The sequence below is a fragment of the Flavobacterium sp. KBS0721 genome (genome assembly GCF_002007065.3).
In the GTDB taxonomy this organism is placed as follows: domain Bacteria; phylum Bacteroidota; class Bacteroidia; order Flavobacteriales; family Flavobacteriaceae; genus Flavobacterium; species Flavobacterium piscis.
On sequence record NZ_CP042170.1, the window covers coordinates 5,259,516 to 5,284,112 of the forward strand.

22 protein-coding genes are annotated in these 24,597 nt (G+C 34.9%); 6 read left to right on the forward strand and 16 right to left on the reverse strand.

Annotation, left to right across the window (positions count from 1 at the left end):
- Positions 1-7: 7 nt before the first annotated feature.
- The 3 genes from B0M43_RS21905 to B0M43_RS21915 all read left to right on the forward strand — a co-directional run bounded on the left by B0M43_RS21905 (position 8) and on the right by B0M43_RS21915 (position 3,130).
- Positions 8-1,270: an alginate export family protein gene (locus tag B0M43_RS21905; RefSeq protein ID WP_078005388.1), complete on the forward strand. Its 1,263-nt coding sequence runs from the start codon at positions 8-10 to the stop codon at positions 1,268-1,270.
- Between the two features lie 206 nt (positions 1,271-1,476).
- Entirely contained in the window at positions 1,477-2,100 is a 624-nt protein-coding gene (locus B0M43_RS21910; protein WP_078005389.1) for a bifunctional 2-polyprenyl-6-hydroxyphenol methylase/3-demethylubiquinol 3-O-methyltransferase UbiG, read from the forward strand.
- A gap of 259 nt (positions 2,101-2,359) precedes the next feature.
- Positions 2,360-3,130 carry a carboxylesterase gene (locus B0M43_RS21915; RefSeq protein WP_078005390.1) on the forward strand — a complete coding sequence of 257 codons (771 nt, stop codon included), beginning with the start codon at positions 2,360-2,362 and terminating at the stop codon, positions 3,128-3,130.
- Between the two features lie 91 nt (positions 3,131-3,221).
- On the opposite strand, the gene B0M43_RS21920 is transcribed toward B0M43_RS21915, so the two are convergent.
- Positions 3,222-3,932, reverse strand: a complete 711-nt coding sequence (locus B0M43_RS21920) for a Crp/Fnr family transcriptional regulator (RefSeq protein WP_078005391.1) — start codon at positions 3,930-3,932, stop codon at positions 3,222-3,224.
- Positions 3,933-4,114: 182 nt separating this feature from the next.
- Here B0M43_RS21920 and B0M43_RS21925 point away from each other — a divergent pair, with 182 nt between their 5' ends.
- The 3 genes from B0M43_RS21925 (at position 4,115) to B0M43_RS21935 (ending at position 10,415) form a co-directional block, all read left to right on the forward strand.
- Positions 4,115-7,633 carry a nitrate reductase gene (locus B0M43_RS21925; protein ID WP_078005392.1) on the forward strand — a complete coding sequence of 1,173 codons (3,519 nt, stop codon included), beginning with the start codon at positions 4,115-4,117 and terminating at the stop codon, positions 7,631-7,633.
- A gap of 344 nt (positions 7,634-7,977) precedes the next feature.
- On the forward strand, positions 7,978-9,408 hold the full coding sequence (locus tag B0M43_RS21930) for a rubredoxin (RefSeq protein ID WP_078005393.1): 1,431 nt from the start codon (positions 7,978-7,980) through the stop codon (positions 9,406-9,408).
- A 377-nt stretch (positions 9,409-9,785) separates the two neighbouring features.
- On the forward strand, positions 9,786-10,415 hold the full coding sequence (locus tag B0M43_RS21935; RefSeq protein ID WP_078005394.1) for a hypothetical protein: 630 nt from the start codon (positions 9,786-9,788) through the stop codon (positions 10,413-10,415).
- A gap of 118 nt (positions 10,416-10,533) precedes the next feature.
- Here B0M43_RS21935 and moaA read toward each other — a convergent pair whose 3' ends face one another.
- From moaA to B0M43_RS22010, 15 genes are all read right to left on the reverse strand, one after another.
- Positions 10,534-11,541 (reverse strand): GTP 3',8-cyclase MoaA, encoded by a 1,008-nt coding sequence (gene moaA, locus B0M43_RS21940; RefSeq protein ID WP_078005395.1) that lies wholly within the window; start codon positions 11,539-11,541, stop codon positions 10,534-10,536.
- Complete coding sequence (gene moaCB / locus B0M43_RS21945) at positions 11,528-12,442, reverse strand: bifunctional molybdenum cofactor biosynthesis protein MoaC/MoaB (RefSeq protein ID WP_078005396.1); 915 nt, start codon at positions 12,440-12,442, stop codon at positions 11,528-11,530. Before moaCB ends, moaA begins: the two co-directional genes overlap by 14 nt.
- Positions 12,435-12,872, reverse strand: a complete 438-nt coding sequence (locus B0M43_RS21950) for a molybdenum cofactor biosynthesis protein MoaE (protein WP_072972525.1) — start codon at positions 12,870-12,872, stop codon at positions 12,435-12,437. The genes moaCB and B0M43_RS21950 overlap by 8 nt, the downstream gene beginning before the upstream one ends.
- 104 nt (positions 12,873-12,976) lie before the next feature.
- Positions 12,977-14,050 carry a HesA/MoeB/ThiF family protein gene (gene moeB, locus B0M43_RS21955; protein WP_078005397.1) on the reverse strand — a complete coding sequence of 358 codons (1,074 nt, stop codon included), beginning with the start codon at positions 14,048-14,050 and terminating at the stop codon, positions 12,977-12,979.
- Between the two features lie 11 nt (positions 14,051-14,061).
- Positions 14,062-14,298: a MoaD/ThiS family protein gene (locus tag B0M43_RS21960; RefSeq protein ID WP_078005398.1), complete on the reverse strand. Its 237-nt coding sequence runs from the start codon at positions 14,296-14,298 to the stop codon at positions 14,062-14,064.
- Positions 14,298-15,089: a uroporphyrinogen-III C-methyltransferase gene (gene cobA / locus B0M43_RS21965; protein ID WP_065450432.1), complete on the reverse strand. Its 792-nt coding sequence runs from the start codon at positions 15,087-15,089 to the stop codon at positions 14,298-14,300. Before cobA ends, B0M43_RS21960 begins: the two co-directional genes overlap by 1 nt.
- A gap of 5 nt (positions 15,090-15,094) precedes the next feature.
- Positions 15,095-15,667 carry a molybdenum cofactor guanylyltransferase gene (locus B0M43_RS21970; RefSeq protein ID WP_078005399.1) on the reverse strand — a complete coding sequence of 191 codons (573 nt, stop codon included), beginning with the start codon at positions 15,665-15,667 and terminating at the stop codon, positions 15,095-15,097.
- 167 nt (positions 15,668-15,834) lie between these two features.
- Entirely contained in the window at positions 15,835-16,581 is a 747-nt protein-coding gene (locus tag B0M43_RS21975) for a sulfite exporter TauE/SafE family protein (RefSeq protein ID WP_078005400.1), read from the reverse strand.
- A gap of 205 nt (positions 16,582-16,786) precedes the next feature.
- On the reverse strand, positions 16,787-17,959 hold the full coding sequence (gene glp, locus B0M43_RS21980) for a gephyrin-like molybdotransferase Glp (RefSeq protein WP_078005401.1): 1,173 nt from the start codon (positions 17,957-17,959) through the stop codon (positions 16,787-16,789).
- Between the two features lie 167 nt (positions 17,960-18,126).
- Entirely contained in the window at positions 18,127-18,384 is a 258-nt protein-coding gene (locus B0M43_RS21985) for a DUF6755 family protein (RefSeq protein ID WP_065450436.1), read from the reverse strand.
- 18 nt (positions 18,385-18,402) lie between these two features.
- Complete coding sequence (locus B0M43_RS21990; protein WP_065450437.1) at positions 18,403-18,921, reverse strand: ubiquinol-cytochrome c reductase iron-sulfur subunit; 519 nt, start codon at positions 18,919-18,921, stop codon at positions 18,403-18,405.
- 10 nt (positions 18,922-18,931) lie between these two features.
- Positions 18,932-19,501 carry a 4Fe-4S dicluster domain-containing protein gene (locus B0M43_RS21995; protein ID WP_065450438.1) on the reverse strand — a complete coding sequence of 190 codons (570 nt, stop codon included), beginning with the start codon at positions 19,499-19,501 and terminating at the stop codon, positions 18,932-18,934.
- A gap of 19 nt (positions 19,502-19,520) precedes the next feature.
- Entirely contained in the window at positions 19,521-21,737 is a 2,217-nt protein-coding gene (locus tag B0M43_RS22000; RefSeq protein ID WP_065450439.1) for a molybdopterin oxidoreductase family protein, read from the reverse strand.
- Between the two features lie 169 nt (positions 21,738-21,906).
- Positions 21,907-22,959 (reverse strand): MFS transporter, encoded by a 1,053-nt coding sequence (locus B0M43_RS24540; protein WP_078005402.1) that lies wholly within the window; start codon positions 22,957-22,959, stop codon positions 21,907-21,909.
- A 26-nt stretch (positions 22,960-22,985) separates the two neighbouring features.
- On the reverse strand, positions 22,986-24,578 hold the full coding sequence (locus B0M43_RS22010) for a magnesium transporter MgtE N-terminal domain-containing protein (protein WP_065450441.1): 1,593 nt from the start codon (positions 24,576-24,578) through the stop codon (positions 22,986-22,988).
- Positions 24,579-24,597: the final 19 nt, after the last annotated feature.

Consider the following 24,597-nt stretch of genomic DNA (forward strand, 5'->3'; position numbering starts at 1 on the left):
ACCAATCATGAAAAAAATAAAAATCATCCTATTCCTATTATTGGTAGGAATAAGTCTTGACATTCAAGCACAGGAATTAGATGTAAATCTGCAACTACGTCCTCGTTTTGAATATCGTAACGGGTATAAAACTCTTATTCCTGAAGGCACAGAAGCAACTTCTCAAGTCTCACAACGTTCAAGATTAAATTTTAATTACAAGCAGGATCAATTATCTGCAAAATTAACTCTACAGAATGTCAGAACATGGGGAGATGTGGGAACAACCACAACTTCAGATAAAAATGGCATAGCCGTTTTTGAAGCTTGGGCACAATATGATATATCCGAAAAATGGAGCGCAAGAGCAGGTCGTCAGGTACTTTCTTATGACAACCAACGTATTATGGGAGAAATTGACTGGTTACAACAAGGACAAAGCCACGACGCGTTGATGGTCTCTTTCCATCCCAAAAACCACCAGCTTGACATGGGATTAGCCTATAATTCTGATGCCGAAAATACTTTTCAAACTCCTTATAAAGTAGGTAATTATAAAGCAATGCAATATGCCTGGTACCATACTAACGTAGATCAATTAGGTATTAGTTTATTAGTTTTGAATACGGGTTACGAATATGCTAATCCGGCACAAAAATTATTAGTAGACTACAAACAAACGTTTGGTACTTATTTGACTTATAAAACCAAAAAAATTGACAGTAATTTAAGTTTCTACGGTCAAACCGGAAAAAGCGCAGACAATCAGGTTAGTGCATGGGATGGAGCACTAAACTTTGCATATGCTATTACAGATTCATTTAAGGCAGGTATTGGTTACGAATATCTATCAGGAAAGGATCAGGATGACGCAAGCAAAGTAATCAAATCATTCAACCCTATTTTTGGTACTAATCACGCTTTCAACGGCTACATGGATTATTTTTATGTTGGTGGAGGTCATCAAAACAGTGTTGGATTGCAAGACGCCTCTTTGAAATTCAATTATAATGTAAAAAAATGGCAATTTGCTTTAATGCCACATGTATTCCTGTCTGCTGCTGATGTAGTGGTGGCTAATGAAAAAATGGATTCATATTTAGGAACTGAGGTCGACTTTACTGCCGGATTCAATTTCAAAAAAGATATCACACTTACAGGAGGATATTCTCAAATGTTTGGTACTAAAACTTTAGAAGTTTTAAAAACTCCGGGATATGCCGGGCACACCAACAACTGGGCGTGGTTAATGATTTCAGTAAATCCTAGAATTTTCAGCTGGAAAAAATAAAGATTTTTTTTAAATCAAAATAATACAATTTACCCTTTTTCTAAAAAAGAAAAAGGGTATTTTTTTGTTTTCTACGCGAAGGACATTTGCACTTATAATTGGGTATATTTGATGTACGAAAAACTAAATCTTTCCTTTATTTAACTGAAAGAATAATCAGTAAAGCCTCTCTTAGTACTAATCTTCAAATCCAATAACAAAAAAAAATGAACAACACCTGGACAGACAGATGGAACGACCGCTACAGCAGCGAAGAATTTGCCTATGGCACAGCGCCCAACAATTACTTAAAAGAACAATTAGAAAAACTTAAAACCGGAAGTATTCTTTTCCCGGCTGAAGGCGAAGGTCGAAATGCAGTTTTTGCGGCCCAATTAGGTTGGAAAGTCTCCGCATTTGATATTAGTGCCGAAGGAAAAAACAAAGCCCTTAAACTAGCCGAAGCAAATAATGTTGTAATTGATTACCAAGTTGGAGAACTGGAAACCCTTAATTATCAAGCAGAACAATTTGATGTAATTGCATTAATTTATGCACACTTTCCTGCAGCTATTAAATCATCCATTCACCAAACATTAGAAACTTATTTACGCAAAGACGGATACATCATTTTTGAAGCTTTCAGCAAAAAACATTTAGAATATCTGGCTATCAATGATAAAGTTGGCGGACCAAAAGATATTGAATCCCTATTTTCTATTGAAGAAATACAATCTGATTTTCCTGATTATGAAATCATTCAATTAGAAGAAAAAGCAATCACATTAAACGAAGGTTTGTTCCATAACGGAAAAGGTTCTGTTATTCGATTTGTTGGAAAGAAAAAATAAGCTCTCTAAAAAAACGTTTCGTAGAGATGTGCAAAAAATTTCTACCGCACATCTCTACACAATTTCACTTCAAAAACAAATAAACAACTGCAATACAGTTGTTTAAATTAAAATCAATTGTTAAAATAAAAACTTTTATTTGTATTTTAGTACAAAAAAAAAAGAAACTATCTAAAAGCGGCAACCTAAAGTAAAAAGGTTGTTTCTCATTTTGCATTGCCCTATTCTAAAATTAGTATCAATTTTAAATAACTAAATAATGGCAAAATCAAAAACAATTGTATTAGTGCACGGAATGTTTGTGAATGATAGTACCTGGTCAGAATGGAAAAATTATTATGAGCAGAAAGGATATACAGTATATGCCCCTGCAAATCCCGGACACGATGGTGATCCTGCAGCACTTCGGGAAAAGATACATCCGGAACTTGTTGATACAGGCTTTATAGATGTAGTACAAAATATTGCAAAACTCATCGATACTTTACCTGAAAAACCACTTGTAATTGGGCATTCGATGGCAGGATTAGCAGTACAAAAACTTATAGATTTAGGCAAAGCCGATGCCGCAGTAAGCATCAATGGAGCGCCTCCTAAAAATGTTCTTCCTCCATTTTGTACAGTAAAAATTGTTTGGCCCGCAGTAAATTTCTTTTCCAGTAAAGGATATTACTTAGGATCAAGAGACTGGTACAATCGTGCCTTTTTTAATACACTACCAAAACCTGAACAAGACAAAGCTTACGACCTGATTGCTGTTCCTGAAAGCAGAAAAATTGGCAGAGAAACCTTATTGAAATCCTTCTCAAATGCAGATTTCAAAAAACCGCATCAGCCTATTTTATTTATTGGCGGAGGAAACGATAACATATTTCCGCCAGCCTTAACCAAAAAAATTGCTGCTCAATATAAAGATCCCAATAGCAAAGTTGATGTAAAAATCTATGACAATAAAAGCCATTTTATTTGTGGCGAAAAAGGTTGGGAAGAAATTGCAGATTACATATTAAATTGGTACAACAATCTGTAATATAAAAAAAGGAGACGCACAAAAAAGTATACTATTGTGCGTCTTTACATTATGATGACTAAACATCACTACTTGTAACTTCATATTAAATTTAAACAGTAAAATATTTATGCTCCATAATTTCACATCGTAATTTAGGCACAGCCAAAATCCCAATTTTTTTACCAACGGTTTTTATCAGCATTTCCTTTTTTAGAGTTGAAATTACGCGAATCGCCTGCTCCTCAGTCGTTCCGGCAAAATCAGCAATTTCTTTTCTCGAAAGTTCAATATCTATTAAGTCATTTATTTGTCCAAACTTACGGTGAATATACAGCAACAAATCAATTACACGTTCGCGAACATTCATGTGGGCAATTTTACGAATATTGTTCTCACTTTTATTGAGTTCATCGGCATAAAACAACATCAAAGCATATGTAAATTCCGGAATTTTCTGAAGCATTTCCAGCATCGTTTCGTTACTAAAATTGCATAAAACAGTATCTTCTAAGGCAGAGGCACCTATCAAATATCTCTTGCTGGTTCCAAATCCGCGAAAACCGATGGTATCTCCATTTTTTGTTAACCGAACAATTTGTTCCCTTCCGTTTATTCCTGTTTTTATTGTTTTTACTTTTCCTGAACAGATAAAGTACAATCCTTTTATAGGATCACCCTCTTTGATAAAAGAATTTGATTTTTTGCAAATAAAAGTTTCTTTCCTTAAAACATATTCTTTCATCTGTTCTAAGTGCAAATGTTTCTTAATAAAACAATTTTCGTTGCTACAGGTATAACAAATAGGCTGCGGGTCTTTCATGAGTTCAAATTTTATGCATAATACACTAAATTGTTGTTCCTCTTTTATTTTAATCAAAAGTATAAAAATAAATTATAAAAATAAGTATTTATACGTAAAAATACTTATTTTTGTTTTAGAAATAAATAAGTGAATTATTTAGTTTTAAAATAGATTTAGGACTAGTACTTAAAAAAACTGTGATGCAAAATACCAAAATCAAAACTACCTGTTCGTATTGTGGCGTTGGCTGTGGCATAATCGTAACCAAGGATGCCAAGAATGGCGTAATGGTTACGGGCGACAAAGACCATCCGGTAAACAAAGGAATGTTATGTTCTAAAGGAATGAATTTGCACTACGTAGTCAATGACACAGCAGACCGGATTTTATATCCCGAAATGCGCGGCAGTAAATCATATCCGCTCGAACGCGTTAGTTGGGATACTGCGCTTGATCGCGCCGCAGCCGTTTTTACCTCTATCATAAAAAAGCATGGTCCGGATAGCGTTGGTTTTTATATTTCTGGCCAGTGTTTAACCGAAGAATATTATCTGGTAAACAAATTGGTAAAAGGCTTTTTGAAAACCAATAATATAGATACGAATTCTCGTTTGTGCATGAGTTCAGCCGTTGTGGGCTATAAAAAAACTTTTGGAGAAGATGCTGTACCTATTGCTTACGATGATATCGAACTGGCAGACACTTTCCTGATTACGGGAGCAAACCCTGCCTGGTGTCATCCCATTTTATTTCGAAGAATAGAAAAACACAAAGAGAAAAATCCTAAAATAAAAATCATTGTTATTGATCCGAGACGCACGGATACCACCACTTTTGCCGATTTGCATTTGCAGATTATTCCCGGATCTGATATTATTTTATACCATGCCATTGCCAAACGTATCATCGAAAAAGGCTATGTAGATCATGATTTTGTAAAAAACAATGCCGAAAATTTTAAGCAATACAAAGACTTAGTTTTAAGTACCTCTTTAGAAAAAGCATCAAAGATTTGTGGTATTTCGGTCAATGACATTAAACTTGCTGCCGATATTATTGGTAAAGCCAAAGGTTTTATTTCGCTTTGGGCAATGGGTTTGAATCAAAGTGCTGTTGGAGTTGATAAAAATACCGCTTTACTAAATTTATCCTTATTGACAGGACAAATAGGCAAACCGGGTTCAGGGCCTTTTTCATTAACGGGACAGCCCAACGCAATGGGCGGAAGAGAAGTTGGCGGAATGGCGACACTTCTCGCGGCACACAAAGACATTGCAAATCCGGAACATCGCAAAGAAGTCGCTGATTTTTGGGGCGTTGATGCAATATCAGATAAACCTGGACTAACTGCAACCGAAATGTTCGAAGCTTTGGAATCAGGTAAAATGAAAGCTGTCTGGATTATCTGTACCAATCCGCTAGTGAGTTTACCCGATTCCCGCCGAATCGAAAAAGCATTGCAAAATGCCAAATTTGTAGTGGTTCAGGATATCTCGCACAATGCAGATACTTCAAAATATGCTGACTTATTACTGCCTGCCGCCGGTTGGTTAGAAAAAGAAGGTACAATGACCAATTCGGAGCGACGAATTTCTTATTTACCAAAGGGAATCAACGCTCCCGGTGAAGCACTTTCGGACATTGAAATTTTAATTCGCTTTGCTAAAAAAATGAACTTTAATGGATTCAACTTTAATAGCGCAGAAGAAATCTACAAAGAGCATTGTGCATTAACTAAAAACACCAATATTGATATTTCTTTCCTAAATTATCATCGTTTAAAAACCGAAGGAACTTTTCAATGGCCTGTACCAGATTACGGACATCCGGGCACTCCCCGACTTTTTACGGATAAAAAATTCTATACGCCATCACAAAAAGCGATTTTTAATTTACCAACAGCAATAGAAAACACATCAGAACAACCCAATCCGCAATTTCCGTTTATCTTAACAACAGGAAGGGTGCGCGATCAATGGCATACGATGACGAAAACGGGAAAAGTGTCAAGATTAATGACACATACCCCAAATCCAGTTTTAGAAATAAACCCAATTGACGCTTTTAAAAATGACATTAAAAATGGCGATATTGTTATTGTATCAAGCAAAAACGGAGAAGTTCGCGTTAAAGCAAAAGTTACAGACAGCATCAAAGAAAAAGTCGTTTTCCTGCCCATGCATTGGGGTAAACAACTCGAAAATGATCTCAACCGAACCAATAACTTAACCAATACGGTTGTTGATCCTGTTTCTAAAGAGCCAGATTTTAAATACACAACGGTCAATATTAGCAAATATGTAAAACCTTTTCAGAAAATTGCAATCGTAGGTGCGGGAGCTGCTTCTTTTAGGTTTATTCAGAACTATCGTGAGTTCAATTCAACAGATGAGATTGTAGTTTTTTCGAATGAAGTAAATCCGTTTTACAATAGAGTTTTACTTCCCGAATATATGACTGGCGAATTTAGCTGGGAACAATTATTAAAAGTAAAAGATGGTGAGGCTTTAAATAAATTAAAAATAACAATGAATGCCGGCGTGGCCATCACGAAAATCGATTCAAATAAAAAAACAATAACAGATAGTTTAGGCAACTTACATACATATGATTCGTTAATCATGGCAACAGGTAGCCGACCTTTTGTTCCTGAAAATGCACAACTACATCTTCCAGGCAGATTTACTGTAAGACGTAAAGAGGATGCAGATCGTTTAAAAAAACATCTTGACAGCACTAATTTACCTACTGAGGAGCAACATGTTGTTATTATTGGCGGAGGTTTATTAGGTTTAGAACTGGCTGCAGCCTTAAAACACAAAAAAGTTAAAACGACGATTATTCAAAGGGCTTCCCGATTGATGGAACGCCAATTGGATCGAATCTCAAGTAAATTATTGGCAGAGGAAGTTCAGCTTCGCGATATTCAGATTTATTTTGATAACGAAGTAAGCACTGTTTTTGAAACCGATAATCCGAATGAAATAGAAATTGCGCTAAAAAGCGGCAGAATCATCACGGCAAATGCTATTGTTTATACGATTGGAACAATTCCGAATATCGAAATAGCGCGCGAAAGTGGCCTTGCCTGCGGACGCGGCGTAAAAGTAAACCAGTATTTGCAAACCTCAAATCCTGATATTTTTGCGATTGGAGAAATAGCAGAATTCAACAATAAATTATTCGGAATCACTTCTGCCGCCGAAGAACAAGCTGATATTCTGGCTAACTTTTTAGCTGGCGACATCAGCAGTTTTTACAAAGGTTCTATTTTAATGAATATCCTAAAACTAGAGGATATTAACCTGTGCAGCATTGGCGATATTGAAATTCCGGAAAATGACGATTCATACGAGGAAATTATTTTCGCAGATCTAAAAAAACGTTATTACAAAAAATGCATCGTTAAGGATGATTTGCTTGTTGGCGCTATTTTGATGGGAGATAAAAATGAATTTGCCGAGTTTAAAACCATGATCGAAAGCAAAATCGAATTATCAGACAAGCGAAATTTATTATTAAGAGGAAGCTCAAATGCAAAACCTGTTCTGGGAAAATTAGTTTGTTCCTGCAGTCAGGTTGGAGCCGGAAATATAGAAGAAACCATCAAAAGCGGCGTAAACAATTTTACTGATTTATGCAAAAATACCGGCGCAGGATTAGGCTGCGGAAGTTGTAAAACAGAGGTTAAGGAGATATTGGCGAAATGTAAAGTTTAAAAAAATTGTTTCAAGTTTAAGGTTTCAGGTTTTTAAGTTGCCTTAGTTTGAATATAAATTTTACCACAAAGAGCACAAAGTTTTTTCGCAAAGTTTCGCAAAGGCTTATATAGTATGTAAAGTTTGTTTTCTATCGAAAAAAGTTCACAAAGCTTTGCACTAAAATTTTTACTCAAAGCTTTGCGAGCTTTGACTACTTATTAAACACAAACTAAAAAACTTTGCGAAAAAACTTTGTGAACTCTGCGGTAAAATCAAAACAATACAAAAACCTGACCCGAGGCTGAAAGCCGAACAGCCAAAGCAAACAAAACAAACCTGAAACCTGAAACAAAAATAGAGATATGGAACTAACGAGATTAATAGTAAAAGGAGGCGTTATTTCGCCGGGAGAATTAAGGGAAGTAGTCAATATGGCGATGGATCAGGGTTTAGATTCTATTTCCTTTGGTTCAAGGCAGGATATTATTTTTCCAAAAGGATTTAAAACTTTAGACAAAGAAAAACTGGGCAAACATCACTTTGTTTTTCCTGAGCAAAAAAGCGGCAATAATATTGTTTCATCCTATGTTTCTACAGATATTTTCAGGAATACCAATTGGCTTACCGGCAATAAGTTTTTATATATTCTGGAGCAATTTAAGGAGCAGCCACGACTAAAAGTGAATATCAACGATCCCAAACAACAGCTTGTTCCTTTGTTTACCGGACATCTTAATTTTATTGCTTCGGAACATGAAGATTACTGGTATTTATACATTCGTTTACCCAATTGGGAACGTATGGAAGTATATCCAATACTTATTTATAGTTGGGATATCGCACAGTTTTACTATGAAATTGAAAGAATTACAGCTCAGGAATCTATTGGTATCGATATGATATTTGCACTTGTCAGCGAAGCTTTGGACACCAATAACCGAACAATCGACAAACCATTGAACGTTCCTTTTTATCCCTTTCCTTATTATGAAGGCATGAACCGTATGGGAATCGACCAATACTGGCTGGGTTTGTATTGGAGAAATAATTTGTACAATTTAGATTTCCTTAAAGAAATGTGCGATTTGTGTTTTGATTGCAAAATTGGTAAAATATGTATTACGCCCTGGAAATCTTTTATTGTAAAAGGAATTCCCAAAGATAGAAAACTGGAATGGGAAAAATTTCTGGGTAAACGAGGCATCAATGTCCGTCATTCGTTATTAGAACTCAATTGGCACTTACCTGTAGCGGTAGAATGGGCTTTGAATCTTAAAACATATTTGGTTCGAACACTCGATCAATTTGACATTAGCACTTACGGCCTCACTTTTGGATTATCAGAGTACAATCGCGACGGACACTATTTTACATCGATAGTGGTCGAGAAAAATGAACTACCAAAGGCTCTGGAATCCATTAAAATAAGAGATACTTATAATGTTTTATATGCAAAGAATTTCGATGCCAATACACGCGAATATGTGGTGCATTCGCAAGATATAGACAAACTTGAACTCCCAACAATATTAATTGAACTGAGTAAGAAATATTTCGAAGAACTAGGAAATTCTGTTCCTGAAACAACAGAAAATCCACAGAAAAAAGAAAAACCGCAATTAGATATTTACCAATGTCAGGAATGTTTAACACTTTATAAATCCGAATACGGAGATGAAAGTCAGGGAATCCCGAAAGGCATTTTATTCACTGATTTAGCTGAAAACTATTGTTGTTCTCTATGCGAAGCGCCAAAGAGTAATTTTAAGATTCTGGAAATTGTTGAGAATTAAACTAACTGATTTCATTAATATTTTCAGGAGCTAATCCAGCTGTCCGCTATATCTTTTACTTTTTAAAGAAAAAAGTAAAAGGATGCCGCTTCCATCTGGGCTATGGCACTCGTTTTCAAAAGCAAAATCAATTGAAACTATCATTTATCATTCTTTCATATTATAAAGTAATTTACATTATTTCTCAAGTAGAATTGTTAAGAGATTTTAGTCTTTATTTTTTACCAAAAACTCAATCTATTAAAAATAAGCCCTTTATAGTTAATTTTTAAGTAAAAACTTAACATTGGCGGACTTGTTTTATGTTTATCTTTACTTAACTGTTAATTAACAATTTAGTTACATTGTAGCAATTACTTATCTAAAACCGCATCAATATGGAAAACGAAAACGAAAAAATTACCCCAGAAAAAATTGATTCAACACCTGAAAATTCTCAGCCTGTTACAGAAAATAAAAAAACGGTAACTACGCCGGCTACAAAAACCCCAGTTCGCAAAGCAACGCCGACAACTGCTGCAAAACCTGCTACGCCAACTACTACAACGCCGAAAGCTACAACAAAAACTGCAGCAACAACTTCGCCGAAACCGGCAGCCCGTAGAGCTCCGGCAAGAAAAATTACTCCAGCTGCTATTGAAAAAACAGAAGAAATAACAACTCCTAAAGTAAGCATCAAAGAACCAGTAAAAAAAGACTCATCAGAAAGCAAGGCTGATGACGTGGTTGAAAAAACAAAAGGAGAAAGTAAAAAAGATAAATCAACAGATAAAAAGAAGAAAAAAGTGAAAGACCAAGACAAGGAAAAAGAAAAAAAGAAATTAGCGAAGAAAAAAGATCAGGCTAAAAAAGACAAAAAGAAAGAAAAGGCTAAAAAAGCAAAACAAAAAGCTGCCGCTAAGAAAAAAGAAAAGGCTAAAAAAGCTAAGGATAAAGCGAAAGCTAAAAAAATAGCTAAAAAGAAAGCGAAATCTAAGAAAAAAGAGAAAGCTAAAAAGAAGAAATAATATTAAAAGAAGGTTTGACTTGAAAAAGTTAGACCTTTTTTATTTGGTAAAGATTTATTCTTCTAGTTTATCATTTCGAGGCACGACAAATGACAATATTTCGTAAACTCTAAAAGAACTATCCCCCAATCGCAATCATACTACGATTATCAAAGTGAAGCGTGGGATCATCCATTTCTTCCAGCGTAACCATTCCGGCTCGAACTTTCTTTTTATTTTTTATAGATTCAGAAATCAAATTCGTGATCGATTCACCATTTCTTAAAGGCGTTAGCAAATCGGTTTCAGCATTTGAGAAGAGACAATTCTTGATTTTTCCGTTTGCTGTAAGGCGAATTCTGTTGCAGCCGTCACAAAACGGATTTGTTATAGAACTTATGATTCCGAAATCACCCTGAAAATCTTTTATTCTATAAGTTCTCGCCGTAAAGTTTTTTTCGTCTTCTAGTTTCTCAATTTCTTTTGAAGGGAAATTTTTCTCCAGTTCTGATAAAATTTCGTTTTGGGAAATCATTTTACTTCTGTCCCACTCGTTACCGGCAAAAGGCATAAATTCAATAAATCGAACTGATAAAGGCAAATATTGGGTTAATTTGACAAAATCTACAATTTCATTTTCGTTAAAACCTTTCATCAAAACTACATTTACTTTTACTTTAAAATCATTATTCAAAAGCAAATGCAAATTATCAACAACTTTCTCAAACTGATTTCTAAGTGTTATAGAATGAAATTTAGAAGCAATTAGCGTATCTAAACTCAAATTGATTTTAGTGATTCCATAAAGCTTTAAAGTATCAATATGACGATCGATTAAAATACCATTTGTAGTAATCGAAAGAGCAACGCCAAGAGCGGCTAATTTTGAAGCAATTTCCGGAAAATCTTTTCGCAGAAGCGGTTCTCCTCCTGTTAATCTAATTTTATCAACACCATTTTCCACGAAAGTTTGGGCAATCGAAAAAATCTCATCGGCCGTCATTAAACTGGCTTTTGGAGATAATTCGATTCCGTCAGCAGGCATGCAATACGTACAACGCAAATTGCATTTCTCTAACAGCGAAATACGCAAATAATTGTGTTTTCGCCCAAAATCATCCGTTAAAATGGTTTTAGAGGGTGTCATGATTTTTTCCTTTTAAGATATGAAAAACATGCAGTACGTGCGGAAAAATGGCATCCATAGATTCTCTCGCACCGTTTGTTGATCCCGGCAAAGCCAAAACCAAACTTTTTCCTAATGTTCCTGCAACTGTTCTGGATAACATTGCATATGGCATTCTTTGCTGACCATAATCACGAATGGCTTCTTCAATTCCCGGAATTCTGCTTTCCAGTAATGGAGACAAAGCTTCGGGAGTAACATCTCTTGGAGATAATCCTGTTCCTCCTGTAAAAATGACCAGTTGGTGCTCTTTGGCGAAAGCCATTGTTTTTTCCTGAATAATATCCAATTCATCAGGAATAATTTCATAATGTGCTGTTTCTACTCCGAAGGCATTTAGTTTTTCTACAATAATTTTTCCAGAGCGATCTTCTTTATCACCCGCAAAAATAGAATCAGAACAAACAAAAACTGCTGCCTTAATTACACTTGAAAATTTATTTTTGAAAGATGATTTCCCACCTTCTTTATGAATTAATTTAATAGTCGAAATTTCGATTTCCTTATCAATCGGTTTCAGCATATCATACATCGTCAGGGCCACTATCGATGCTCCGTGCATGGCTTCAACCTCTACTCCTGTTTTGTAAACGGTTTTTACATTAAAAATAATTTCAATCGTTAAACCTTCAATTTTATAATCTACCGAAGTAAATTCAATTGGAATGGGATGACAATCCGGAATCGATAAATGCGTGTTTTTTACTGCAAATAATCCGGCGGTTTTCGCCATTTCAAACACATTTCCTTTTGGCACCAGGTTATTTACCACAGCATCAATTGTTTCCTGTTTACTTACTTTTACAATTGCTGTAGCTGTAGCAGCTCTTAAAGTGCTTATTTTATGCGTAATATCAACCATTAGTATTTTGTTTCCAGGTGAATGTATCGTTTTCAAACATTTCTTTTCCAAAAATGGGCACATCGGTTTTTATCCAGTTTACAATGGCTTCTGTCGCTTCATAAACTTGTTTGCGTCGTGTTGCCGAAACAAATACAAACAAACAAATTTCGCCTGCTTTTACCACGCCTAAACTATGGTAAATGTGCATGCAGGTCAAATCGAATTTGGCAAAAGCTTTTTCGCGAATAGCATGCAGCGCTTCATTGGCCATATCCGTATAAGCGGAATAATCGATTGCAACAACCGTATTATCGTGAATAACATCGGCACGAACTTGTCCTAAAAAAATATTATGCGCACCAATCGTATGTTTTGACTGATGCTTAGCGATTGATTCTGCGATAAATTCAGGAGCAATTGGCCCTTCTACAAATACATTTTTACTCATTGTTTATGTTTTTTTTCTGCCACAGATTAAAGGATTGAATTGCTTTTTTCTTCTTCCACGAATTTCACTAATTTTAACAATCAATTTAATCCTTTAATCTGTGGCTATATTTTTATTTCTTCTAATAATTGTTTCATTACCAAAGCTCCTCCAAGAACACTTTTTACATTTTTAAATTGATGTTTCTGAAGCAATTCTGCTGCAACTTTACTTCTAATTCCGGATTGGCAAAAAACGTAAATGGTTTGGTTTTTATCGAGTTTTTCCATTTCATTTTCCAAATTCATTAAAGGAATCCGGATTTGATTTATTAAACTGATTTTTGGTAATTCATCACTATTTCTAACATCTAGAAATAAAACCTCACGAATATTAATTTCATCTAAAACCGATTCAAATTTTACTTCTTCAACCTGATATTCTTCTTTACTATATTTTTTATCAAAAATCTCTTTGGTCATCAATTGAACATCACTTTTATCAAAATCATATTTTTGCTGTTCGTTATTCAAAATACTATACACTACTATTTTACCACTTAAGACATTTCCAATTTCCAAAATCATTTTGATGACTTCGTTGGCCTGAAGCTGTCCGATAATCCCAACTGTAATTCCAATTACTCCGGCATCTTCACAATTGGCTGATTGTGTATTTTCATCCGGATACAAACATCTGTAAGTAGGTCCATTTTGATAATTAAAGACCGAAACCTGGCCTTGAAATCTAAAAACAGATCCGTATACCATTGGCTTATTTGTAATTAAACACGCATCATTTATCAGATATTTAATAGCAATATTATCTGTTGCATCAACAATAATATCATAATTACCGAATAAGGAAATGGCATTTTTTCCTGACAATTTCTCCGTAATTGCATTCACTTTTACAAGCGGATTCAATTCAGCAATCATCGCTTTAGCTTCTTTTGCTTTATATTTTCCAACAGCCGAACTTTTGTAAATGACTTGGCGATGCAAATTCGAAATTTCGATAACATCATCATCAACAATTCCTATTTCTCCAACACCGGCCGCAGCTAAATAAGGCAATATCGAAGCTCCCAAACCTCCTGCTCCAATAACCAGAACTTTAGCTTTAGATAATTTATCCTGACCGGCCTCTCCTATTTCAGGAAGGATTATTTGTCGGTTATAACGTGCTGTTGTATTCATACAAACTCAATTTATCCTCCTGCAAAAGGCGGTAATAAGGCAACAATGTCACTTGTTTGTAACTTATAATCTGTTGCTTTTGGTACAATTTTCTGGTTCACTGCCACACTAAAAGAAATCGAATCAAATCGATATTTCGCCTCTAAATCCTGTAATAAATCCTGCAATGACAATTCAGAAGTTGCTATCTTTTCGAAACTACATTTAGTCTTTTCTGCTACAGCACCAAAATATTTAATCTCAATCATTATTTTAAATTTAAATTCTGAAAAATAAATTCATCTTCAAAATGTTCCTGAAAATAAGACGTCAGCCTTGAAGTGTTTTTTACTACTTCGCCAATTACAATAATTGCCGGTGACGAAATTTTATTTTCAGCTACTAATTTACTAATTGAACTTATCGTTCCTACTACTTTTTGTTCGGTATTTTTAGTTCCGTTTTGAATAATTGCTATCGGTAAATCATCCTGTCTATTTTGCTGATAGATCGAAATGATTTCCTCTAATTTATGCATTCCCATCAAAATAACCACCGTCGCATTCGATTTTGATGCTAAATGAACATCTTTAGACAATTCATGATTGGAAGTTGTTCCCGTAATTACCCAAAAACTTTCGGCAATCTGACGTTGTGTCAAACTTATTCCTACCGATGCCGGAACTCCTAAAGCAGATGAAATTCCAGGAACAATACTGGTTGCTAACCCAAATTGTTCTGCATATTCTATTTCTTCACTTCCTCTTCCAAAAATAAACGGATCACCGCCTTTCAAACGTACGACATGACCATAACGATTTGCCATTGAAACAATCAATTCGTTAATCTGATCCTGCGTATAAGCGTGACAACCCAATCTTTTGCCCACAAAAACAATTTCTGCCTTTGTTGCATATTGCAATAATTCTTCATTGACAAGCGCATCGTATAAAACAACATCAGCTTTTTCTAAAGCTTTTATGGCTTTTAACGTAATTAATTCGACATCGCCAGGACCTGCGCCTACAATTGTTAATTTTGGTGTTTTTAAATTTCGCATAGCTTTTAACTTAAATTGATATTCAGGTCGTTTAATTCGTCAACAGAATTAATATTAGTCAAATGAAAGTTTTCACTTTCTTCGATCGTGATGATTTGATGCGGAATTTTCGCTATTAAATTCATCATTTTTAAATCGTCATTATCAATTGCGCTTTTGATAATGGGTAATACTTTTTTAGAATAAATTCCAATTAAGGGATGCATTCTGCTTTCCGAAGCAAAAACGGTGATTTCAGCTTCCTGATTGTGTTTCGAAATTAATTCTGATAATAATTCGGTCGAAATTAAAGGAATATCACAACTCAGAATCAAATTGAATTCTGTTTCAGAATTGGTCAACGCTGTGTAAATTCCTCCCAAAGGTCCTTTATCAGTTATGATGTCGGATATTTTTTGGTACGATAAATAATCGTATTCTTTATTATTCGTTATTAATTTTATAGTCGATGTAATGGGTAAAACTGCTTTAATAATATGCTCAATAAATGGTTTATTCTGAAACAGGACTAATCCTTTCTCAGCTTGCATTCGGGAACTTTTTCCTCCACAAAGAATAAATACTGTTAAAGCTTCCATGACTAATTTTGTTTCAGGTTAAATGAGAAAAATTTTACCGCAAAGAGCGCCAAGATTTTATTTTCTACTGAGTTTAAAAATAAATTACTTAGGCAAAAGAACATTGCGTACTTCGCGGTTAATTTTTTGTTTCAAATTTCAGGTTTTAACATTGTTACTTATTTTCATTATGGAAAAATCAATTTTATACTTGCCATTAAAATCACGGTTCCTAAAACAAATTTCAATGTTTTATTAGAGAAATATCCACTACCGTAAAATCCGCCTAAAACTCCTCCAATAACTGCAATTGGAACCAGATAAAAACTCTCGGTTGGAATCGTTTTTCCTCCTAAAAAAAATCCTAACATTCCTGCAAATGAATTCACAAAAATGAATAAACTTGATATTGCTGCAGACTCTTTTACGGTTGCCCAACCTAAAAATAATAAAATTGGACTCAGGATAATTCCACCGCCAATTCCTAACATTCCGGACAATAAACCTATTATAAATCCTATTGCCAATGCAAAAGGCAATTTAATCTCAACTGCTTCTTTTTCTTTAAAACTAAATAATCCAAACAATCTGAATGCAGCAAAAACCAATACAATACCCAAAATAATTTTATAAATCGTATTATCCAAAGTGACAAAACCTCCAATAAATGCCGCTGGAACTGAGGCAATCGCAAACGGATAAAACAGCTTTGGCTTGAAATATTTCATTCTGTAATAAAAGAAAAACGAAATACTTGATACAAATAAGTTCAACAGCAATGCCGAAGGTTTCATAATAGCAACCGGAAAAGCAAAAATGGTCATCAAAGCCAAATAACCCGATGCGCCGCCATGCCCAACACTAGAATACAAGAAAGCAATCACGATTAAAGCAAAGCTGAATAATACAATATTTTCGGAACTAAGAAGGCTCATAATTTTTGTTTCGGTTTTTTGTTTTGTTTTTTTGTTTCAAGTTTCAAGTTTTGTTTCAGGTTTATGCTATATGTTTAAATTTACATACTGCATTTCAAACTTTTCACTAAATATTCCTTTAATCTATTCTCTTTAATCTATTCTCTTTAATCTATTCTCTTTATTCTATTCTCTTTATTCTATTCTCTTTATTCTATTCTAAAAACTAATCTATTGGCAAAAGAGTCACTAATTGTCCCTTTTCTAAACTTTCCACCTCATTAGGAACAACTAATAAACTATTGGCAATTGCAAAGGTATTTAGCATTGCTGAACTTTGACCGTCTAAAACGGTAACATGAGTTTCATCATACAACGCTTTTAAAAATAATGTTTTTCCGGTTGTATTAGTAATGTTATCATTTAATTTTCGAAGCATTTTCTTTAGATGAATGTCTTTAAATCCCATTCTGTTTTTGATTGCAGGATATACATAAATGTAAAAATTGGTTAATGAGGAAGCCGGGTTTCCGGGCAAAGCAAAAACTAAAGTATCATTTTTAGATCCAAAAAACATTGGCTTTCCGGGTTTCTGGTTGATTTTATAAAAAAGTTCCTTTACCCCGTTTTCTAACAAAGCTTCTTTTACAAAATCGTAATCTCCAACAGAAATTCCGCCTGAAATTAAAACGATGTCATGTTTCTTTAAAATTTCTTTTAGTGCTTTTTTAGTCGCTTTGAGATTATCTTTTACTTTATAAATCTTGGTTTTCTTTACTCCAATTGTCTGAAGCGCAGCTTGCAACATCACCGAATTACTTTCGTAAATTTTTCCTTTAGATAATTTCTTACCGGGTTTTACCAATTCGTTTCCGGTTACTAAAATCGCAACTTTAGGTTTTTTATATACCTCAACTTCCGTGATTCCTAAGCAGGCTAAAAAACCAATTGCCGCAGGCGTAATTAAAGTATTTGCCTTAAAAACAACTTCTTCTTCGCCAATTTGCTCTCCTTTATGGCGAACATTAGCGTATTGTTCTGGCATTCTGGTAATTAAAATTGAATTCTCGGTAGCCATTACGTGCTCCTGCATGATTACAGTATCGGCATTATCAGGTACATGTGCACCCGTAAAAATCCTTACTGCTTCATTTTCTTTCAGTTTTATTTTGGAATGATCTCCGGCCTGCACAATACCTACTATGTCATATTGATGTTTTTCGCTATGAATAAATGCATAACCATCCATTGCAGATTGACGAAACGGCGGCATTGCAATTGGAGAATACACTGTTTCGGCCAGAATATATCCTAGTGATTTACTCACCTGGATTTTTTGAACTGGCATAGTAGTGCTATTCTCTGCAATAATAGATAAGGCTTCTTCGACTTGAATCATGGTTGCTATTTTATATATAAGCAAAAAATACTTATTACAAATATAAGTATTTTTACTTAGTTTTAATCATTAGTAAACTAAAATTTTAAAAAGAATATAAATTTAAGCTTAATTCTTCATATACTTCCAGAAAAAACGATAAATAGCTTGTTGCTTTGTTAATAAATTTATTTCGTTATTTTTCTTTTAAAATTTCCCGATGGCAAATAATACATCCATGCAAATCCTATAAAAAATAAGATTGCGGAAGCTATAAAAGCAGGTAACAGTATTTCTTTATTATTATCTAATGCATTATTCAGCGAAGCATAAAGTAACCAAATTTGAATACTCACATTTAAAATTAAAACAACAATGAGCGTCGAAAGTATAGTATTAAGTTTATTTGGATTTGCCCGATTCTGACTTCTTCTAAAAGTACTCATAGCTTATTGAATTTAGGATTATAAATAAATGTCTTTCTTTTCTACCATTGCTTTTACATAAACGGCATCGTCTTTAAAAAACACTTCTAATTGCGGTAACGCTCTTGGCGGCGGCCCGGCAATTACATCTCCTGTCATGGCATCAAATGAACCTTCGTGACATGGACAATGAATGATTCCGGTTCCGGGTTTGTAAAATACAGAACAGGAAAGGTGCGTACATTTTTGCTCATAAGCCCTGAAATCGCCACTTTCTAAATGAATCAATATGTACGGAATTGTACTTCCTTCGATTACGAATCCTCTTGTTCCTCCTACAGGAATTTCTTCTTTATTACAAATAAAATGTTCTCCCTGAACACCTTCTTTTGGCAGCAAATACGCTTTGGCGGCAACGAATCCGCTTCCTACCATTAATCCTCCGGAAACAAAAGTCAGGAACTTGGCAAAATCTCGACGGCTTACCTGAGTGGATTCCAGTTTTTTTATTGGGAAATCTTTTTTCCAGTTTTCATTTAAATTATCTTCTTTTGACATGGATACAGATTTAATATATTCTTAATTCTTTACTTCCTTTTGGCATCATAATGTTCACTTTTGTATTGACTGTTTCTTTACCAAAAATAAATGTGTTGATAGGCGAACTGTTGGGTCTCATTTCTTCGATTTCTGCCCTTGTCCCGTAAAACAAAGCACCACTAGGGCAAACAGTTGCACACATTGGTTTTTTACCTACACTTGTTCTATCGTAACACATCGTACATTTCATCATCAAATCGTAATCTTCCATTTTTTTAGGAACTCCAAACGGACAGGCCATTACACAATTTGAACAGCCAATACATCTTTCTGTGTTTGCAGTATGAACAACTCCAAATTCATCCTGAGAAATAGCATCTGCAGGACAAACATTGGCGCAAACCGGGTCTTCACAATGCATACAAACCTGCACGGTTGTCTGAATTGTTGAAGAACGTTCTACATAATTTACACTTATCAATGACTCCTGCCCATTAGTTTCGCATTCTGCACAAGCCATTTCACAGGCTTTGCAACCAATGCAACGTTGCAGATCTACAAAAAACTCTTCGTTTTTATTGAAATTAGTTAAATTCATCGCGTCATTTTTTTATAGGTTAAACACTTGCATAAGCTTCAGATTCATTTGATGAGGGAGCTACTTGTCCTAACGGATCTAGTAAGCAGGCGCATACTTTAAATTCTGGAATTTTAGAAATTGGATCTAAAATTCCAGTTGTAAGCTGATTTGCTGATTTGGCTCCAGGCCAATGATACGGTATAAAAACAGTATCTTTCCGAATGGTTTCTACAATATTTGCCGGAAAAATTCCTTCTCCTCTTCGAGTAGCCACACGAACTAGTTCGCGTTGTTTTATATTATATTTTGCAGCCAATTCAGGGTGAATTTCTAACATTGGTTCAGGAAACTGATCTACCAATTTGCCAATTCGACGGGTTTGTGTACCGCTCAAATATTGAGAAACAACTCGTCCTGTTGTCAGTGTTATTGGATATTCATCGTTTGTGATTTCGCCCGGTTCTCTATAGGGTGCGGGATTAAAATGTGCTTTTCCGTCAGGAGTCTTAAACTTTTTGTCTTCCCATAATCTGGGAGTTCCAGGATGATCTAATGACGGACATGGCCAGAAAACACCCATATTATCTTCTACTTTTTTATAAGTAATTCCAAAATAATCTGCTGTTCCTCCTTTTGAAGCGACTCTTAATTCATTAAAAATGGCTTCGCTATTATCGTAAGTAAATTTATCTTTTTCACCCAAACGTTCGGCAATTTCTAATAATATTGAAGTATCCGTTCTTGCATCTCCCGGAGGTGTTACAGCTTGTCGAATACGGATAACACGTCCTTCTGCCGAAGTTGTGGTTCCTTCTTCTTCTTCCTGTAAAGAACCTGCCAGAACAATATCTGCATGACGGGCAGTTTCATTCAAAAAGAAATCAATACAGACATAAAACTCTAATTTTTCAAGAGCCGATCTCACATAATTATTGTTGGGAAGCGACACTAACGGATTAAAACAAATCGAAATTAGTCCTTTGATTTCATCTCTGTGAATGGCTTCAATAATTTCGTAAGCGGTTAATCCTTTACCGGGCATGTCTTTTTCGTCGATTCCCCAAACTTCAGAAATATACTTTCTGTGTTCCGGATTTTCGATATCTCTATTTCCAGGCAATTGATCACATTTGTGACCGTGTTCCCTTCCTCCCTGTCCGTTTCCTTGTCCGGTAATGGTTCCGTAACCACAATAAGGTCGGCCAATTCTTCCGGTTGCCAAAACTAAATTGATACAGCCCAATACATTATCAACTCCTTTTGAGTGATGTTCTATGCCACGTGCGTGAAGTAAGAAACTTGTCTTCGCTTTGCCCCATAATTCGGCTGCAGCCTTAATTTTATCTTTATCAATTCCGGTAATTTCTTCTGCCCATTCTAAAGTATAATCTTTTACTGCATCGATTGTTTCCTGAAATCCAGATGTATAATTGTCTATAAAATCGTGATCCAGCATATCGTAATCAACCAAATATTTTAACATCGCACCGTATAAAGCAGAATCTGTTCCGGGTTTTACATCTAAATGAATATCTGCCGTTCTGGCTAGCGGAATCATTCTCGGATCGATCACAATTAATTTTGCTCCGCGATCTCTGGCTTTCCAGATCCAATGTGTTAGTGTTGGAAAAGTTTCACTAATATTTGCTCCGGCAACGATAATTACTTCGGCATGTTCTAAATCTGAATAGTTGTTCGAAGCACGATCTAAACCAAAAGCTTTTTTATTTCCGGCTCCTGCACTTACCATACAAAGTCTTCCGTTATAATCCAGATTTCTGGTTTTTAATGCTACTCGGGCAAATTTCCCAACCAAATAACTTTTTTCATTGGTTAGCGATACTCCTGATAACATTCCAAAGGCATGTTTACCATATTTTTCCTGAATTCTTTTAATTTCAGATACGGTTTTATCCATGGCTTCATCCCATGTTGTTTTTTCAAAACCTTTTCCTTCTACTCTTTTTAAAGGATGTAAAAGACGGTCCGGATGGTTATTTTGCAGGTAACGCTGAACTCCTTTTGGACATAAACGCCCTTCATTAAAAGGAAATTCCATCCATGGCTCGAAACCTACTACTTTATTTTCTTTGACCAATAATTGAATCCCACACTGCATTCCGCAAAAACAACAGTGCGTTTTTACTACTTCGTCCGGTTCGTCTCTACCTACGTAACCATCTTTTGGTGCATAATTTAAATGCGGCCCAAAATCTTCAATAATTTTTTCGGTTGATACAGGTAATTTTGCCATGTCTTTATTTTGTTTTATTTTGTTTCAGGTTTATTTTTTGTTTCAAGTTTTTTTGTTTCAGGTTTCAAGTTCACACTTTGTGCAGACTTTGGTTTATAGACAAGCTATAGTAACCTAAAACTTGAAACCTGAAACAAAAAAACTAAACCTGAAACCTGAAACTCTTTTTTTATCCAAATAAGCTTCCGCCACTATCTAATCTTGCTTTTAGGTGTGCTTTTGCCAAACGCGATCTTTTTCCTTCAGGACTTAAATCAAGGTGTGATGTACCATCTTCATGTGTAAAGTCAAAACCTAATTGTTTGGTAACAATTTTCAAATCATCGATATGAAGTTTGGTAGCAAATGCTTCTCCTGTATGAGGGCAAACAGCCATTCCTTTTTTCATTCCTTCTTTCTTATAAATATGAGCCCCAATCTGAGCCGGACGCTGAATAATATGAAAGAATTTTCCAAAAGGAATCCATATCAAAAACATAATTACCGTTACGGCGTGAATTACAGCTAAGAAATCATATGCGAATCCTTTCATAAACTGATAAGAATAAGTAAGACACAATCCTGTAACCGATATTGCAATCAATAAAATCAGAGGCAATAAATCTCCTTCAAAAGTTTGGGTTGCTATTAAACCGGGATTTGTTAATCTTCTTCTCAAATAATAAACAGATCCAAATATTACTAACCATGAAGACCAATTTAGAGCATGAAAAATCAAAAATGCCATTACAGATCCAATTTGAAAATCCATCATTTTAAATCCAAAAAAATGAGCCTCATAAACAGATATTGAATTTTCTGCCAATGTAAAGTGAATCCATCCAAACGTAAGAGGGATTGTTATCGCAAAGGCCGATAAACATCCTAATGCGATACAAAAATGTGCTGCCCAACGGTATTTACTTCTGGGATAAATGAATTTTTGAACTACTATATTTTCTACAGTTTCTTTGCCTAAAAACCACATGTGTTCAAATATTTTCCCTGTAAAAAGAAATTTAATACTGCGTTTGAAGTACATCCAGGTTGGCGGACGCTGCAACCAAACAGAGTAACGATAAACTATCCCGAAGAAAGCGAATACGGTTCCGAATAGATAAGTTACAAGAGCAGCATCAAAATTTTGCAATTGTCTTGATCCGTAAAAAACGAGCACTATAGTTAATGCTGATACGAGAGTTGCAACAAGTAAAGCTTTGGTATTAAATGTTTTATTTTTCATCCTTAATTTTATTTAATGATTACTTCCTAACTTGGTTTCTCACAACCTTTACGATTATAGAACCACCAATTGATACCTGTAGCTAATATAGTGAAAATAGCAACACCAATAAAGAATTGATTTACAGTACCATTGGCAGAAAGGTTGTTTCCTATTAATTTAGAAAAGATAAATGGTCCAAATGCTGCAATCGCTGCTGTCCATCCGATAACTCCTGCTGCCTGACGTTGGTTTTCAGCAAAAATAATTGGGTATTGTCTAAAAGTACCCGCATTTCCAATTCCTGTAAAGAAGAACATTCCCAGAATTACCGCGACAAACATTGGAAACTGATCCATACTGGTTGGCGCTACTAATCCCTGAGTAACCAAAATTACAGAACCTGCTAAAATTCCTAAACCAGTAATAGTAGTAAGAATAGCCCCTCCAACTTTATCAGCAACAAAACCAAAAGCAATTCTGCTTGCAGAACCAATAAGAGGACCGTAGAATGCATATACTAAAGGATCCGGTGCGTTAGGGAAATCTCCATATAAAAACTTTATCATCAAAGGGAAGGCTGCAGATAAACCCGCAAATGTTCCAAAAGTCATTACATAAGTAATGGTACAATACCAAGTATGTTTATTAGAGAAAATATCCATTTGTTCTTTAATAGAAGCTTTCATTGGAATACTTCTTAAATAAAACCAGCTTATAAATGATAATAGGATTAAGAAAGGAACATACCAAAATGCAGCTGACTGTAAATATATTTCTGTGTTTTTAACAGCTGTATTTTCAGGACTAATATCATTTAATATTTTTTCAGCCATCTTTGGGTTTGCATTTGCAATTGCCTTAGCTTTGGCTTTCACCGGCAGTGAAGTAAACAAAACTACTTTGTCATCTGAATGTATTGATGCACTTACTGAGTCAATAACAGTTTTCTTTACGTTTGTCAATATTCTAGTTTGCACTTCAGGATCCAGAGCAGCAAAAACCTCTTTTTGTTTTTGAATGCTGGCATTCTGAAACACAATTATTGCTTCTTTATGATCAATACTTGTAAATACAGATGCGGCACCAAAAATACTGACACTTATAACAAGCGGTGTAACAAATTGCGCTACAGAAACACCAAAATTTCCAATTCCGGCTTGTATGCCTAGTGCAGTACCTTTAAGTCTTTTAGGAAAGAATAAACTTGTACTTGGCATATAGGATGAGAAATCTCCTCCGCCAAAACCTGTTGTAAAAGCCAAAAGTGCAAATATCCAAAACGGCGTATTTACATCCATTACCGCAAACCCAATACCTATTACCGGAATTAATTTAATTGCTGTAGCAAAAGAAACTACATGTCGGGTACCAAAAATGGGTAATATAAACGTATGTATAATTCGAAGAAAACCTGCAGATAAACCAGGAATTGCTGTTAACCAAAAAAGTTGATCTTTAGTAAAACGAAACCCTAATCCCGGTAATTTAACAGCTATAACGCTCATCATAAACCACGAGGCAAATGATAATATTAATGTTAATGTTGTTATTGTCAAAGTTTTCCAGGCAATTTTACTTCCGGTAGAACTCCAAAATGCATCATCTTCGGGGTCCCATTTGTCTAACCAAGTTTTCATATTTGCGTATTTATTAATT

Bases quoted from the DNA above. Each gene is read 5' to 3' on its own strand.
- B0M43_RS21960 (WP_078005398.1), bottom strand. From the start codon at position 14,298: ATGATTGAGATTAAATATTTTGGTGCTGTAGCAGAAAAGACTAAATGT.
- B0M43_RS21915 (WP_078005390.1), top strand. From the start codon at position 2,360: ATGGCAAAATCAAAAACAATTGTATTAGTGCACGGAATGTTTGTGAAT.
- B0M43_RS21985 (WP_065450436.1), bottom strand. From the start codon at position 18,384: ATGAGTACTTTTAGAAGAAGTCAGAATCGGGCAAATCCAAATAAACTT.
- B0M43_RS21950 (WP_072972525.1), bottom strand. From the start codon at position 12,872: ATGAGTAAAAATGTATTTGTAGAAGGGCCAATTGCTCCTGAATTTATC.
- B0M43_RS21930 (WP_078005393.1), top strand. From the start codon at position 7,978: ATGGAACTAACGAGATTAATAGTAAAAGGAGGCGTTATTTCGCCGGGA.
- moaCB (WP_078005396.1), bottom strand. From the start codon at position 12,442: ATGGTTGATATTACGCATAAAATAAGCACTTTAAGAGCTGCTACAGCT.
- B0M43_RS21910 (WP_078005389.1), top strand. From the start codon at position 1,477: ATGAACAACACCTGGACAGACAGATGGAACGACCGCTACAGCAGCGAA.
- moeB (WP_078005397.1), bottom strand. From the start codon at position 14,050: ATGAATACAACAGCACGTTATAACCGACAAATAATCCTTCCTGAAATA.
- B0M43_RS21905 (WP_078005388.1), top strand. From the start codon at position 8: ATGAAAAAAATAAAAATCATCCTATTCCTATTATTGGTAGGAATAAGT.
- cobA (WP_065450432.1), bottom strand. From the start codon at position 15,089: ATGCGAAATTTAAAAACACCAAAATTAACAATTGTAGGCGCAGGTCCT.
- glp (WP_078005401.1), bottom strand. From the start codon at position 17,959: ATGATTCAAGTCGAAGAAGCCTTATCTATTATTGCAGAGAATAGCACT.
- B0M43_RS22010 (WP_065450441.1), bottom strand. From the start codon at position 24,578: ATGAAAACTTGGTTAGACAAATGGGACCCCGAAGATGATGCATTTTGG.
- moaA (WP_078005395.1), bottom strand. From the start codon at position 11,541: ATGACACCCTCTAAAACCATTTTAACGGATGATTTTGGGCGAAAACAC.
- B0M43_RS22000 (WP_065450439.1), bottom strand. From the start codon at position 21,737: ATGGCAAAATTACCTGTATCAACCGAAAAAATTATTGAAGATTTTGGG.
- B0M43_RS21995 (WP_065450438.1), bottom strand. From the start codon at position 19,501: ATGAATTTAACTAATTTCAATAAAAACGAAGAGTTTTTTGTAGATCTG.
- B0M43_RS21970 (WP_078005399.1), bottom strand. From the start codon at position 15,667: ATGGAAGCTTTAACAGTATTTATTCTTTGTGGAGGAAAAAGTTCCCGA.
- B0M43_RS21920 (WP_078005391.1), bottom strand. From the start codon at position 3,932: ATGAAAGACCCGCAGCCTATTTGTTATACCTGTAGCAACGAAAATTGT.
- B0M43_RS24540 (WP_078005402.1), bottom strand. From the start codon at position 22,959: ATGAAAAATAAAACATTTAATACCAAAGCTTTACTTGTTGCAACTCTC.
- B0M43_RS21935 (WP_078005394.1), top strand. From the start codon at position 9,786: ATGGAAAACGAAAACGAAAAAATTACCCCAGAAAAAATTGATTCAACA.
- B0M43_RS21975 (WP_078005400.1), bottom strand. From the start codon at position 16,581: ATGAGCCTTCTTAGTTCCGAAAATATTGTATTATTCAGCTTTGCTTTA.
- B0M43_RS21925 (WP_078005392.1), top strand. From the start codon at position 4,115: ATGCAAAATACCAAAATCAAAACTACCTGTTCGTATTGTGGCGTTGGC.
- B0M43_RS21990 (WP_065450437.1), bottom strand. From the start codon at position 18,921: ATGTCAAAAGAAGATAATTTAAATGAAAACTGGAAAAAAGATTTCCCA.